Genomic DNA, 13,957 nt, shown 5'->3' with positions numbered 1-13,957 from the left:
ATTTTTATATAAAAAGTGGGAAGCTCGCAAATAACGAGCTTCCCACCCTAAAAGCTTAAATTCTTGAAATCGAATGTAGCATCCGTTCAACCGTAAAAGACCTTATTTATTTATAAAACAATAGCATAAATTCCTGCCTTTGGCAAGATATCTTTTTCCAGGTACCTCTTTGATTTGTCCCTGCTTAATTTTAAATATACAAATTGTGTTTTGCGAAAAAAAGCGTATAATGTTAGCAAACATCGTAATATTTAAGAAACAGTAAAATTTTTAATGAAAAATTCACATTTATGTATTATACTATTCTTTGACGCTACGGTCAGGAGGAGATTTATGTCGGATTTTACAGTTTTAGTTGTTAATACTTTTTCTGCTTATATAGGGGTTATTCCCTTTCTTATTATACTGCAAATATTTTTTTGGAAGTATAAGCTCCCGAAACGCCATCAGTTCGGGCTATACATTTATTCCCTGGCTATCTGTACCATTTTAATGGCTTCGGATACACCTTCCTTATATCAGATAGATTTCTATCCGACGTTTAATTTCATACCGTTTTACGGCTTCGGAGACAATTTGGAGCATTACATCCAGTGCTTTTTGATATTTTTACCCTTCGGTCTGCTGCTCCCCACCTTGTGGAAGCAGTTTCAGCCTGCGAAAGAAACAATCATCTCCGGTATTTTATTTTCACTGTTAATAGAAATATCGCAGATATATTGCCTCGCTACCACGGCGACTACAGATATTACCGACGTTATCATGAATACCCTTGGAACCTTGGCAGGCTATTTTATCTTCCTTCAGGTGAAGGATATGCGTTTCATGGGCCGGATGTGTCTGGATTCCGAAGATATGTCCCTTAGGAACCTTTCCAGATGGGAGGTCTATATTTACCTTTTTACTCCCTGGATCATCACCTTCCTGTTGACACCTTTTATATCTAACGCGATTTGGGACCTTCTTTGGGATACTGTTATCGGTATACCTTTGTAAGAATATCCTCCGTATACGCTCTCAGTATCTCGCCTACGCTCCATGCTTGTGCATAGCAGCCTCTGGAAATATGGGGCGGGTTCCCATCAAAAATCTCTGCGATGGAACCGATGCACCCATCCCACATATGGTCTTCTGCCGGTTCTAACAGCTTTCTCGCAAACAGCTTGCTTTCTTCGCTGTATCCGTTTACTTTCACATACGCGCTAATAAAACCGCCAAGCGGAAACGCCCACGCAGTCCCCTGATGATATGCTGCGTCTCTGTCGTGCAGCTTCCCGAAGTAAATGCCCTTATATTCCTCATCCTCAGGAGATAACGAACGAAGTCCGCAGCCCGCATAAAGATGGGACCAGACGGTTTCCACCACCTTTTTCTCCTTCTCAGGAGAAAGCATTGTAAATGGAAGGAATACCGCCCATATTTGATTAGGTCTGATTTGTCCGTTGTTTCCGACCGTCCTGTTTCTCTCTTCCTCAACTACATCATATAAACATTGCTTTTCCGCGTTCCAGAATTTTTGATTGAAAGATTCCTTTACAGCTTTCGCAAGCTCATGGTATCCTCCCGCATCCTCCAGGTAACGCTTCGCCAAGAACTCCATTACCTTTAGCGCATTATACCAGAGCGCGTTGATTTCTACAGGCTTGCCGTGTCTGGGCGTGACCACCCAGTCATCCACGCGGACATCCATCCATGTCACTTGGTCCAGATCACCTCCTGCATGAATCAGGCTGTCCTTATCCATATAAATATGAAACAGCGTTCCCTTCTTATAATAAGTTATAATTTCCTTCAGTTTCGGATAGATTTCCTCTTTCACAAAGAGAAAATCCTCCTCCCCGCCCGTATATTTCAAGTACATATATACTGAATAAAAATACAGCAGGGATGCGTCCACCGTATTGTAAAAAGGCGGCATCCCTTCGTCGGGAAACATATTCGGCACCAGCCCGTCCTTTACATACTTTGCGAAAGTACGCAGAATTCCTCTGGCATCTTCATATCTCTTCGTCGCAAGTGTCAGCCCCTGAAGCGCTATCATCGTATCCCTGCCCCAATCGGTAAACCAAGGCAGACCTGCCAGAACAGTCTTGCTGCCGGTAGATACTCTGTCTACGATAAAAGCATCCGCCGCTTGAACAAGCGCATCCGCAAGCTCATCCTTATAACCGGCCTTTTCTATTAAAGCCTCCATACGCTTCTTACTAGCTTCAATAATGGAATCTGCTGACTTTATTTCCTCTTCCTCATCCTTTTTCTGCAAACAGCAGATAACAGACACCTTCTTTTTCTCATAGGGCTTAAGCGGTATCCATATATCGTAGGGAGTAAAATTATTGTCAATAGCGCTCATTCCCGTATCGATCTCCGTTTGCAGCTCCATATCGGTATCATACGTTTCGTTTCTCTCTGAAATATTTCCTTCCGATACGCTGAACTTAATTTTATAGCCTGCATGACCATCGATGTGCGGGCCTTCCGGAACCAGAGTAATCATATGTCTGTCATGGCTGGCCTCAAAACAAAGCTGCTCAGGAAGCGAAAAGCTACTGTGATCTCTGAAATTGAATAAGGGCGTTAAACAGATTTCCGAATGCCTGCTGCCATTTTCTATTTCATATAAGATAGCCGTTTTGTTTTTCCCGTACTCCATGCTTATTGCCTTCGTGAGAAACACGTCCTGAACCCGGTATGTGTAGGAGGGAACGGCATCGAATACAAAACGCTGCAAATATTTTTGCCCCTCCTCCAAGACGTTTCCCTTTCTCTGTACCGCAGCCAGAGAATAATCCTTATCCTCTATGCGGACAGTTTCATTTATACGGGATAAAATCAGATGCCGCTCTACCGGCGCATGAAGACTGGCTATCAAAAGGCCATGATGTTTACGCGTATTAGCGCCTATGAGGGTACTTCCCGCATACCCGCCGATTCCATTAGTAATGGCCCATTCCCTCTCTATGCCCGCTTTAAAACTTTTAAAGCTTCCTTGTCCGTATTTTCTCGTTATCATAGCAGCAACCGCATCCTCCCCGTTTTATCTTTCATTGTTCATCTTTGATCATTTCTTTTTATGGACCGATTCTTTTCACAGATTCATTCGTCTCATTTTTTTCATCATATCTTTTTCCGCTTTCCCGGCACTTCGAAGCTCCGTTATCTTCTGCAGCGCTTTGTGATAAGTGAAATCATCCAGGCGGCTATTATTCAGATATTCCGTCGTCTCCTTCGGGTATTTCCCATAGCAGAGCGATATGGCCCATGCTACCGCCATCTTCACGTAATATCCTTCATGATGAATCTCATCGAATATAGGAAACAAATCATTGATGTAGCTGTCACATATATAATAGTTCAAAAGCATGACCACACCGAAACGTATGGCGAATTCCTCGTCCGAATGCAAATACCTTTGCAGCCATTCCCACATCTGCAAAGGATACCGCACGGTATGTTTAAGTCCTCCGCAAAAGCTGTCGCAGACTGACCAGTTATCTATCTTGGGAATGAACCTTTCCGTATAAGAAAAAATATCGGATATATCTGTTTTCATATATCCGATAATCATTCCCTGCAGCATGATTTCCTCGAACAGTTCCTCTTCCGGGTTCCTGCAAAGGGCAATCCTTAAATATTCTTCGCCCTCATACTTCGCTATCTTCTTTGCCATTTCCCGAAGCCTGGGAAGCCGTACCCCGACAAAATTTCCTGTTCCGGGCAGAAGACGGATTTGAAACTCCCGGTATTTTTCATCTGCCAGATCATATATTTCTTTTCTTATTTCTTCTACTCTTACATTCATCTCCACATTAAGTATTCTCCGTCAGCAGTCTATGATTTCGTTGATATAGCTTGCCGCCTTCACGGTCCCCACGTTGTTCACATTGGCATAATCGCTGAAGCAGCAGTCGGGAAGGGCAACATCCATCATATCGACAAACTCTGCCCCGTACTTTTTACAAAGTTCCCTCACAAAGGCCGATAGCTCTTCATAGTAAGACCTCTGCATATGCTCCTTGTACCATTTAGTATAAGGAGGAAGGAAGAAAATCGCTTGGATTCCCTTTCCCTTGCAAAATCGGGCATAACCCTCTAACAGTACCTTGTTCTCCAATAAAATATCCGTAAAAGGCCTGTTGTAGAGCTCACTGATCTCTCTCTGATTCAGTCCCAGAGTCTCCTTGGAGCACGTACTTTCATCAAAGACATCCATAACGTCTTCCGTCTCGTTTTTTATACTTTTCTCAAAAACCTCATACCACTTGTCCATATCCGCTTCATCAAAATAATGCCTTATCTTTTTATCTTCGGATTCGTATAGATCTGCAAAAATCTCGGCATCCTCGCAGTTGTGCATTGTCTTCACAATGGGATAATAGGCGAGACAGCGTCTCCATTCCACCTTGGACTTGGAGGCATCGTATCGCAAGGAATACGGAGCTAATCCTATAATCGCATATTTTATGCCGGGCATGGCTTCATGAGCGTGGCAGAACATTCTGAAATCATAGAAAATATCCTGACCGGTATTCGCCAGAGAAATCGCTTTCATATGCAGTAATCTGCTCCGAACGGCACTCTTTACGTTGGTCCCTCCAGTTACGATACATTTCACCTTAGGGTCGCATTTTCTCTTATACTTCATATAGACTTCGTAAAATGAAGGAAATACTACGTACTTATATTTAAGGTAATCCCATATCTTCAGAATCTTTTCCTTATCTTCTATAGCCGGGAGGTCATAAATCTTTAAAGGTTCGTCGCATAATATGTACAAATCATATTCATCGATATAAGCCGGGTTCAACGAGCGCCAATCAAAAACACAAAAGTTATTCCTGCGCATCTTATCCTTTACTTCTCCGGTCAGCCAGTTATCTCCGTAAACAACACATTTGGGGCCTTTGAGACTATGGTTAATGCTCAATATTTCTTTCAATAGCTTATGGTAGCCGCCGATACATTCTTCGTTGACCGCCTCTCTTCCCAGTTCATAGTCAAAGGCTTCTATCACCGCTATGAGCTGTTTCTTCTTATTATCAGACAGATAAACGAGGCCTTTGGCATAATCTTCTATTTTCTTCAGTTCCTTCTTCCGAAGGTCCTTCCCTAAATTAATATTCAAAATCATATTAAATGCTGAGTCCAACGATATAAATTTACTTTCCATACCAATGCCTTCCATTTCTTTTTTCCTGGTGAATGCTTTTTACTCACTTGTAATATAGTCTAACATAGTCCTTATCGGCTTTCAACGTTAAACGGCATCGTTTGTCTTGTAAACGACGGGAATTAGAATCTAATTTTACTCCAAAAATATTTAAAAATGTATGGTACAATCATTGACAAACGAGTATATAATATTGTATTATCTTATGTGTTGCAATAAAAAAAACTTATCGAAGCGTGGCTCAGCTTGGTAGAGCGCTGCGTTCGGGACGCAGAGGTCGCAGGTTCGAATCCTGTCGCTTCGACTATTATTAATGCTCTTATAGGATTTCATCCTATAAGGGCATTTTCTTTTTCTGCAATCAAAGAAAGTGGGAAGAATTTTTGAACCTTTCAGCGGAGATAACGATCGATTATTTATAAAACACATCGGTAAACTGGAATTGGTAATTTAAAAGTTACTCCTGATCAGGTAACCGGATGGCAGTCAACAGCAGATTGGCAATTTCTTCAGGCGATTTCTGCATTCCGTCGCCTGCCCACTGCCAAAGAATGTTTGTAAGTCCACCTACACTATAAGAAAGAGCATATTTCATTGCCTCCGGCTGCTTAGCCAAAGGATAATTGCCTTTCCGCATCAGATACACTTCATGAAAAAGATGGTTGTACTCTTGCAGCAACAGCGATATCAGATCGTTGCGATAAAGCAAAAGAGCCAGGTCCTTATGTTCATACCAAAGCTCCAGATACCAACGAATCGTATGAAAATAACTGTGATCTTTATCAGCGGAAAACTGCAGCGCTCCTGTACGCCAAATTGTCTCCAGATGGAAACAAATCACTTCTTCTTTGGAAGAAAAAAAACGATAAAAAGTTCTACGGGACAAATCTGCTTTTTCCGCAATCTCTGAAATACTGATTTCGTGAAACGGTTTATCTTTCATCAACTCCAAAAGAGCATTTGTCAACCATTCTCTGGAACGTAAAGCAATTGGATTTTGTGTATCTTTCATGTTCTCTCCTTCAAATGTCGCAAAAATGACCGGATGTGGCACTTGCCTCTGAAATCTTGAATTATTGTCATAGACTCATTATAATAAAAACATCGAACTGTTACAAGTGTGACACTTAAATTTTTTTAAAATTGTGAGGTAACAATATGAAAAATATCATCTACTATTTTACAGGGACAGGAAACAGCCTTCGTGCCGCACAAGTCATTGCCAAGCAACTAGGTGATACAGAAATCATCTCCATGCGATGCGATCCAAAGGATGTTCCGTCAGAGGATGCTGAAAGAATTGGTTTTATTTTCCCGGTGCATCACTGGACGATGCCGGAATATGCGATCTATTTTGTAGAGCAGGTAAAGCTGAACCCGAAGGCATACATTTTTGCAGTCTCCACACCTGGGATGATCAACGGAGGTTGTCAGGATAAACTGGCCAAATTGCTGCAAGAAAAGCACTGTACACTTTCCTATGGCGAAAAAGTGTACAGTGTTGCCAATTATGTAGCTATATACCCACCGTTTCCAAACCCTGAAAAGCGCGTTCCCAAAACAGAAGAACAGCTTGCTTCTATTGCAAGGGAGATTGCGGAAAAGAAGTTGCGGAATCCTCCTCACGCCAATGCGATAACACGATGGCTTGCACCACGGAAAATGCAGAAGTTTATTGAGCATTGTCCCTCAAACGATAAATATTTTTCCGTTTGGGATGACTGTATTTCCTGTGGTCTTTGCGCCAAGGTCTGCCCCAGTCATAATATCAGTTTTAAAAATAGCAAGCCAACGTTTCTCCATCAATGCAGCCAGTGTATGGCCTGTGTTTCTTTCTGTCCAAAACAGGCAATCAATTTCCCAAAGTATACACGGAAACGGAAAAAATATCACAATCCACATATCACAGCGGCAGATATCGTTTCAGACAAAAAGCTGTATCCTCCAAACCACTGATTACCCCAGGCTATTGCAGACGATTATTCGGAGTACCCAGGCACTCGTGACACGCGCGGTCTCTTTGCATGGTACCGACCTTGATGCCGCGCATCAGCCGCTCTGCGGCATCGGCTACCAGCTCTCCCGCCTTTTCCCCCATAGCTTCTTCCAACGGCATCGGCCTGCATACCGCCGCTTCCATGCAGCTGATGCCGATCTTATATACCTCTTGTGATCCTTCCGAGAGAGAACCGGCAATTGCCGCTATGGGAACGCCGTATTTCCCCGCCCTCCCAGCAATACCGGAAATCACCTTTCCATATGAGGATTGAAAATCAATACGACCCTCGCCGGTAATGATCAGGTCTGCCCATTCCGCCTTTTGGGCGAAGTCCGACATATCCAGTACCGCATCGATCCCTGAACGGATGACTGCACCTGTAAATGCCGCGAGACCGCCGCCAAGACCTCCTGCGGCACCGGCACCTTTCATATTCCTTATGTCTATAGTCAGTGTCTCTTCTATAACCTTTGCCAAATGGGAAAGCCCCTCATCCAGAAGCACGACTTGTTCAGGACTCGCACCCTTCTGCGGTCCGTAAACAGCCGATGCTCCCGAAGGTCCGCAAAGGGGATTGGTCACATCGCTCATCACAATGATCTCCGTCCGTCTAAGACGTTCATCCATGCGGCTTACATCAATCTTCGCTATTCTGCTAAGCTGCCCGCCGCCAAAGCCGACTTCTTCTCCTCTGTCATCCTTAAAAGAAGCACCGAGAGCCTGTGCCATACCGATTCCGCCGTCATTGGTCGCCGAACCGCCGACTCCGATATAAATTTTCATGCAGCCGTTATCCATCGCTGCCTTTAGAAGCTGGCCGGTCCCATAAGTAGTAGCTTTCATTATATCGCGTTCCCGTTCGGGAACGAGGGGCAACCCCGAAGCTGCCGCCATTTCGATTATGGCGGAGCCGTCCTCCAATATGCCGAAAAAGGAATCGAGCATCTTACCGTCAGGCCCCATTACAGGCGTATTTACCATTTTCCCTCCGCTGCCGGATATGACGGCTTCTACTGTGCCCTCTCCGCCGTCAGCTACGGAAATATACTTTATTTCCGCATCTGAATAAACCCCTAATATTCCCGCTTTTATGTTTTCCGCCACCTGAGCGCTGCTTAAGCTTCCTTTAAATGAGTCCGACGCAATTAAAATTCTCATACTCTCTTCCTTCACAAATACTTTTTACCCCAACATCATTATATATCTATACAACATGTCCCGCAATGTTATGCGGGACAGTTGCTTCACCTTTATTTTCGTATTTCCGTTCCGGTCAGCTTCTCATAATATTTCGCAATTGCACTGTGGTCACATTGTCCGAGACCGTCCATATGAAGATTTTGAAGAATTTCCATCACCTGGGCCGTGAAAGGAAGCGGCGCGCCTACTCCATGTCCGGTTTCCAAAGCATTGTTCAAATCTTTTATGTGAAGGTCGATCTTAAATCCCGGATTAAAATTACCATCCGTTATCATGGGCACCTTGGCATTCATAACAGTAGAACCGGCAAGTCCGCCCTTGATCGCATCGAAAACCTTTATGGGATCTACACCCGCTCTTGTACTCAGCATGAGTGCTTCGGATACCGCCGCAATATTAAGTGCTACGATGATCTGATTTGCCAGCTTTGTCGTGTTGCCCGCACCGATATCGCCGCAGTGGACCGCACTTGCGCCCATAGCCATCAGAATGTCATAGACCTGGTCGAAGACTTCTTTCTCGCCGCCTGCCATTATGGACAACGTCCCGTCGACAGCTTTCGGCTCGCCGCCGGATACGGGCGCATCGATCATTCTAACACCCTTTTCGGCACAGGCTTTACATAATTCCTGTGAAGCCAGCGGTGCAATGGAGCTCATATCCACTAAGACCGTACCCTCTTTCGCACCCGCTAAAACACCGTTTTCGCCTAAAACCACGCTTTTTACATGAGGAGAATTAGGCAGCATCGTGATGATCAGATTACATTGCTCCGCAACGTTTTTCGAGGAATTTGCCGAAGCAGCTCCCGCGCCCACTGCGGCATCTACATTTTCCTGAATTACATCATATACAATAACCTCATGTCCTGCTTTCAGCAGATTATTGACCATCGGCTTTCCCATGATCCCAAGTCCAATAAAACCTATACGCATTTTAATATCCTCCTGTCCTGTTCTTTACATATGATACATCTTTTGTACGGCCTCTTTGATTGCCTCTTTTGTCAGTCCGTGATACTCAAGCACTTCCTTGTAATTATATGCGCTGCATCCGAAGGTGTCCTGAATTCCTACAAACTCGATGGGTTTGCATTCCTTGCAGAGAACTTCCGCTACCGCGCTTCCCATTCCGCCCCTGACATTGTGTTCTTCCGCAGTGACTACCGCCTTACAGCCTTTTACCAGATCGATGACAGCCTGATCATTCATTGGCTTAATGGTAGAAACATTTACTACCTTCACCGATATTTCGCGCTCCAGTTCTTTTGCGGCTTCCATCGCCAGCCCTACCATATAACCTGTAGCAAATACCACGATATCCGACCCTTCCTTGAGCAATCTGGGCTTTCCTATTTCAAACTTCTCACCTTCTTCGATAACATTCGGGTAATCGTTTCTGTTCAGCCGTATATAAAAAGGTCCATCCGTCTCTACCATCGCTTTTACCGCTTCCACCGTTTCATTGGCATCCGCCGGGCAGAGCACCGTCATATTGGGCACTGCACGAAAAATAGCCATATCCTCCACACACTGGTGGGTAGCGCCGTCTCCGAAATCGGATAGGCCCGAAGAGGAACCGCAGATCTTTACATTCAATTCTCCTATGGCGATGGTCTGGCGTATCTGATCAAACGCCCTTCCTCCCGAGAATACTGCGAAGGAATTGGTGAAAGGTACCTTTCCGCTCTGTGCCAATCCTGCTGCCACGCTGGTCATATTCGCCTCGGCAATTCCCATCTCAAAATATCTCTCCGGGTATTGTGCCTCGAACAGCTTTCCCATAGTAGAACCGCCCAGATCGGCATCCAATACAACGATTCTGTCATCGTTTTTTCCAAGCTCCACCAAGGTGCTTCCATATGCAATTCTTTGATTCGTATAACTCATATCTTCTGCCTCCCGCCTATCTGGATAACTCTTCCAGTGCCTGATGATAAGTTTCTTCCGTCAGCATTCCGTTGTGATAGCTTACCACATTTTCCGCGAAACTGACGCCTTTTCCCTTGACCGTGTTTGCAACAATAGCTATGGGCATTCCTTTTACGGTGTCCGCCTCATCCAGTGCGGTCAGTATTTCCTCCATGTTATGTCCGTCTATCTCGATGACATGCCATCCGAAGCCCATGAGTTTCGCTATGATATCTCCGGAGTCCAGACGGTCCTTTACCTTGCCGTTGGCCTGCAACCTGTTCCTATCCACAAGCGCTACCAGATTATCCGCCTTATAAGCAGCGGCTGCCATAGCGGCTTCCCATATCTGTCCCTCCGCCACTTCGCCGTCTCCGACGAGAACATAAGTCTTTCTGTCTATTTTATTCAATTTCTGTCCGAGTGCCATGCCTAAACCTATGGACAGACCTTGTCCCAAGGAGCCCGTACCCGCTTCGATACCCGGCGTCTTCTGCACGTCAGGATGTCCCTGCAAGTAGGAACCTATTGCTTTCGTATGCTTTAAATCCTCTACCGGAAAATATCCCGCTTCCGCCAATGCCGCATATTGCAGTATCGCCACATGACCCTTGCTCAGCAGAAAACGGTCCCTGTCCTCCATCCTGGGATTCTTCGGGTCGTGCTTCATTTTATAAAAGTACAATGCGGTTACAAGATCTGCGGCGGAATTCGAGCCCCCAATATGTCCGGCTACTCCCACGCCTATGCTTACCACAACATCTTCCCGCAGCTTGCGGGCCTTTTGTTCCAGCTCTTTTATCAGTTCCTTATCATATGCCATTTTTTCATCCTCCTACTCTCATTAGCCAACCACGACGACCTTTATCAGATTCCCCGGCGCATGGGCGAGCTGCTCAAAATAACCGGGCGCCTCCTCCAGCGAAATCTCTGCGCTGATCAGCGGAGCTACGTTGATCTTGTCTCCGTTCAAAAGCTCTACCACCGTCTTAAACTCTTCATATCCGTAAAGGAAGGAGCCGTGAACCACCAGCTCTCTCGTCACGATTTCCTGCATGTTGATTTCGATCATCGGCTTGTTGTTGCCGATCCAGATGGCCGTTCCTGCGAACTTAAGTGCAGACATAGCCTGCTGCACAGTAGCTGCCGCACCTACTGCCTCGATGGCAACATCTACTCCCAGACCATCCGTCTCCTCCAATATCCTTGCCTTAAAATCTTCTTTTCCGGGATTGATCGTGATGTCCGCACCCATTTCCCTGGCGATCCGGAGACGGCTGTCGCTTAGGTCGGAAACAATTATTTTAGCCGCCTGTTTCATCTTCACGCAAGCCAGCGCCAACAGACCAATGGTACCCGTTCCCACCAAAAGGACCGTCTTACCTTTCAGCTCCTTCGCATGGGCAACACCCCTGTAAGCCACCGCCAGTGGCTCAACCAGCGAACCGATGCCATAGGGTATCTCATCGTTGATCGGAAAACAACACTTTTCCGGGACGCAAATATATTCCGCAAATGCGCCGTCCACATCCAGTACACCGAATGCCCGCTTGTCAAGGCACAGGTGAACGTCCCCCTTCTTGCACATCTCGCATTTTCCGCAGAAGTCCACGGGATAGACCGCCACACGTTCTCCCCGCCTTCGTTCCTTCACGTTTTCTCCGGTTTCCACGATTTCTCCGGCAAATTCATGTCCCATGATCATGGGAGGAAGCCGTCTTCCCGTAATACCCAGATAGCCATGCACATCGCTCCCGCATATGCCGCAGGCCTTTACGCGGAGCTTTACCTCATTCGCCTTCGGCATAACCTCCGGCACTTCTTCATAAGTCAGGACATTTGGTTCTTTGTAAACAATCGCTTTCATACTTTCGCCTTCTTCCGATTTCCGCATCCTGCCGGATGCCTCATTTCCTTCCTTGATTAATTGCCCGAATCTTCTCTGGAGGAAGCTTCGGTTCTCTGTCATAAGTTAAAAGACCATTGATTTCCTGTTCCACATCGCATAGCTGTGTATAAACAAAGCCCTGGACGAGAGGAGAATCGAGCAGACTCTCCACCACCTCCCTGTATTTTTCTTCGAATTCTCCATCGCTGTCCGCACTGGCATAGCCCCATCCGCTGTCTGCGTTTTTCTGGTATGCGATACCTCCGAATTCGGAGACAATAACCGGCTGTCCTTCATAATGATGGCCTCTTGCAAACAATGTCCGGTTAGCGGGCATGTCCTTTAAGATGCGTTCCATAGAAGCATACCGCCTCTGCAGAGCCTCTCCCCCGCATTCATAATCGTGGATGGTCAAAAGATCCGAATGCGTGTGATTCCAGCCGTCGTTGGATATTACCGACCTGGTGGTATCCAGCGACTTGGTCAGATAATACATACACGATGCATGAGCCTGTTCCTCTTCCCTGCACATGATACTGTCCACACCCCACGACTCGTTCAGCGGCACCCAGGCGACAATACACGGATGGTTATAATCCCTCGTTACCGCCTCTATCCATTCCGGTATTACATACTCCACATATTTTTCGGAATAAATATAGGCATTGGCGAATTCCGCCCATACAAGAAAACCCAGTTTATCCGCCCAGTAATAATAACGTTCCTCCTCGATTTTCTGATGCTTGCGCGCTCCGTTAAACCCCATCTCCTTGCATAGTGTAATATCCTTGATCAACGCCTCATCATCGGGCGCCGTCATAAGGGAATCCCTCCAATAGCCCTGATCCAACAGCATTTTCTGGTAACAGGGCCTGTTGTTCAGAAGAAATCTTCCGTTCTCCACGCTTACTTTCCGCATGGCAAAATAAGAACCGACCTCATCCTTCGGGACAGTTCCTGTCCTCAGCAAGAACTTGACATCAAACAAAACCGGATTGTCCGGGGTCCACTCATAGCATTTGTGCTCCCACTCCTTGTTTATGTTTTGATCCAGCTTAAATTCCCGGACTGTCTTTCCTTTGAAGATACTGACCGTATCACGGACCATTCTTTTTCCGCCATAAGATATCTCTACAGCAAGCTCCGCTTCCGCTCTTTTGTTAAGCAGGATCTCCATTCGGATCATCTTGCGGTCCACATCCGGCGTCATCCGTATTCTTTCGATATATATTTCATTCACCGGTTCCAGCCATACGGTCTGCCAAATACCGGTAGTACGTGTATAAAAAATATTTTCCGAGGTTTCCTTCCAAAATTGCTTTCCTCTCGGCAGCTCCAGATTCTCCGAATCATCCTCTACCCGCAGCGTAATGACATTCTTTCCCTCTTTCAAATACGGGGTGATTTCGAAAGTAAAAGAGACATGGCCTCCTCTGTGAATTCCGGCATAAATACCGTTGACCCACAGCTCAGCCTGATAATCCACCGCCTGAAAATGAAGTAAATATCTCTTATCCGGCACAAGCTCCTTACTGTCGATTTCTCTTTTGTACCAAACGATATCGTGGAAATCCGTAATATGGATTCCCGACCTTTTTGACTGATAGGCGAAAGGGACCTGTATTCTCTTCGAGTAGGAATGGTACAAAAACCATTCCTCTTTTTTCCCTTTATCCTCATCATCGAACTCAAATTCCCATTCACCGTTCAAGTTCATCCATGCTTCCCTGACCATCTGAGGCCTTGGATACTCCGGCTTTGGTATGCCCACATCCATCGGACATTCCCCC

At 45.7% G+C, this 13,957-nt stretch carries 12 protein-coding genes, 1 tRNA gene and 1 other annotated feature; of the genes, 3 read left to right on the top strand and 10 right to left on the bottom strand.

The genetic code is table 11. The features are described from left to right. Positions 1–36: 36 nt before the first annotated feature. Positions 37–92: a sequence feature (sodium ion sensor (DUF1646 type); this cis-regulatory element may regulate processes involved in with the transportation of sodium ions), on the bottom strand. A 241-nt stretch (positions 93–333) separates the two neighbouring features. Beyond that, entirely contained in the window at positions 334–996 is a 663-nt protein-coding gene (locus V6984_RS00130; protein WP_342757809.1) for a VanZ family protein, read from the top strand. On the opposite strand, the gene V6984_RS00125 is transcribed toward V6984_RS00130, so the two are convergent. From V6984_RS00125 to V6984_RS00115, 3 genes are all read right to left on the bottom strand, one after another. Then, the gene (locus V6984_RS00125; protein WP_342757808.1) at positions 977–3,013 is read right to left on the bottom strand and encodes an amylo-alpha-1,6-glucosidase; all 2,037 of its coding nucleotides are present in this window, start codon (positions 3,011–3,013) and stop codon (positions 977–979) included. The genes V6984_RS00130 and V6984_RS00125 overlap by 20 nt on opposite strands. A gap of 75 nt (positions 3,014–3,088) precedes the next feature. After that, positions 3,089–3,802: a DNA alkylation repair protein gene (locus V6984_RS00120; RefSeq protein WP_342760070.1), complete on the bottom strand. Its 714-nt coding sequence runs from the start codon at positions 3,800–3,802 to the stop codon at positions 3,089–3,091. Between the two features lie 21 nt (positions 3,803–3,823). Continuing rightward, a complete protein-coding gene (locus V6984_RS00115) occupies positions 3,824–5,170 on the bottom strand; it encodes a hypothetical protein (RefSeq protein WP_342757807.1) in 1,347 nt (448 codons plus the stop codon). Positions 5,171–5,400: 230 nt separating this feature from the next. On the opposite strand from V6984_RS00115, the gene V6984_RS00110 reads away from it, so the two are divergent. After that, positions 5,401–5,474, top strand: a tRNA-Pro gene (locus V6984_RS00110). A gap of 153 nt (positions 5,475–5,627) precedes the next feature. Here the strand turns inward: V6984_RS00110 and V6984_RS00105 are convergent. Further along, complete coding sequence (locus V6984_RS00105; protein ID WP_342757806.1) at positions 5,628–6,182, bottom strand: TetR/AcrR family transcriptional regulator; 555 nt, start codon at positions 6,180–6,182, stop codon at positions 5,628–5,630. Positions 6,183–6,328: 146 nt separating this feature from the next. Between V6984_RS00105 and V6984_RS00100 the strand changes: the two genes are divergently transcribed. Next, complete coding sequence (locus V6984_RS00100; RefSeq protein ID WP_342757805.1) at positions 6,329–7,126, top strand: EFR1 family ferrodoxin; 798 nt, start codon at positions 6,329–6,331, stop codon at positions 7,124–7,126. Between the two features lie 10 nt (positions 7,127–7,136). Here V6984_RS00100 and V6984_RS00095 read toward each other — a convergent pair whose 3' ends face one another. From V6984_RS00095 to V6984_RS00070, 6 genes are all read right to left on the bottom strand, one after another. Continuing rightward, positions 7,137–8,327, bottom strand: coding sequence for a glycerate kinase (locus tag V6984_RS00095; protein WP_342757804.1), 1,191 nt, complete (start codon positions 8,325–8,327; stop codon positions 7,137–7,139). 92 nt (positions 8,328–8,419) lie between these two features. Then, entirely contained in the window at positions 8,420–9,304 is an 885-nt protein-coding gene (gene garR, locus V6984_RS00090; protein ID WP_342757803.1) for a 2-hydroxy-3-oxopropionate reductase, read from the bottom strand. A 24-nt stretch (positions 9,305–9,328) separates the two neighbouring features. Next, on the bottom strand, positions 9,329–10,258 hold the full coding sequence (locus V6984_RS00085; RefSeq protein ID WP_342757802.1) for a transketolase family protein: 930 nt from the start codon (positions 10,256–10,258) through the stop codon (positions 9,329–9,331). 16 nt (positions 10,259–10,274) lie between these two features. Continuing rightward, the gene (locus V6984_RS00080) at positions 10,275–11,102 is read right to left on the bottom strand and encodes a transketolase (protein WP_342757801.1); all 828 of its coding nucleotides are present in this window, start codon (positions 11,100–11,102) and stop codon (positions 10,275–10,277) included. A gap of 21 nt (positions 11,103–11,123) precedes the next feature. Beyond that, positions 11,124–12,248 (bottom strand): galactitol-1-phosphate 5-dehydrogenase, encoded by a 1,125-nt coding sequence (locus tag V6984_RS00075; RefSeq protein WP_342757800.1) that lies wholly within the window; start codon positions 12,246–12,248, stop codon positions 11,124–11,126. Beyond that, positions 12,187–13,944 (bottom strand): glycoside hydrolase family 2 protein, encoded by a 1,758-nt coding sequence (locus tag V6984_RS00070; protein ID WP_342757799.1) that lies wholly within the window; start codon positions 13,942–13,944, stop codon positions 12,187–12,189. Before V6984_RS00070 ends, V6984_RS00075 begins: the two co-directional genes overlap by 62 nt. Positions 13,945–13,957 lie beyond the last annotated feature (13 nt).

Origin of the sequence: Kineothrix sp. IPX-CK (genome assembly GCF_039134705.1) — a bacterium.
Taxonomy (GTDB): Bacteria; Bacillota; Clostridia; order Lachnospirales; family Lachnospiraceae; genus Kineothrix; species Kineothrix sedimenti.
Note: the sequence above shows the minus strand (reverse complement) of the source record. Positions and strands in the feature narration are given on the sequence as shown.

Coding starts and splice junctions, on each gene's coding strand:
- V6984_RS00130 (WP_342757809.1), top strand. CDS start 334: ATGTCGGATTTTACAGTTTTAGTTGTTAATACTTTTTCTGCTTATATA.
- V6984_RS00125 (WP_342757808.1), bottom strand. CDS start 3,013: ATGATAACGAGAAAATACGGACAAGGAAGCTTTAAAAGTTTTAAAGCG.
- V6984_RS00120 (WP_342760070.1), bottom strand. CDS start 3,802: ATGAATGTAAGAGTAGAAGAAATAAGAAAAGAAATATATGATCTGGCA.
- V6984_RS00115 (WP_342757807.1), bottom strand. CDS start 5,170: ATGGAAAGTAAATTTATATCGTTGGACTCAGCATTTAATATGATTTTG.
- V6984_RS00105 (WP_342757806.1), bottom strand. CDS start 6,182: ATGAAAGATACACAAAATCCAATTGCTTTACGTTCCAGAGAATGGTTG.
- V6984_RS00100 (WP_342757805.1), top strand. CDS start 6,329: ATGAAAAATATCATCTACTATTTTACAGGGACAGGAAACAGCCTTCGT.
- V6984_RS00095 (WP_342757804.1), bottom strand. CDS start 8,327: ATGAGAATTTTAATTGCGTCGGACTCATTTAAAGGAAGCTTAAGCAGC.
- garR (WP_342757803.1), bottom strand. CDS start 9,304: ATGCGTATAGGTTTTATTGGACTTGGGATCATGGGAAAGCCGATGGTC.
- V6984_RS00085 (WP_342757802.1), bottom strand. CDS start 10,258: ATGAGTTATACGAATCAAAGAATTGCATATGGAAGCACCTTGGTGGAG.
- V6984_RS00080 (WP_342757801.1), bottom strand. CDS start 11,102: ATGGCATATGATAAGGAACTGATAAAAGAGCTGGAACAAAAGGCCCGC.
- V6984_RS00075 (WP_342757800.1), bottom strand. CDS start 12,248: ATGACAGAGAACCGAAGCTTCCTCCAGAGAAGATTCGGGCAATTAATC.
- V6984_RS00070 (WP_342757799.1), bottom strand. CDS start 13,944: ATGGATGTGGGCATACCAAAGCCGGAGTATCCAAGGCCTCAGATGGTC.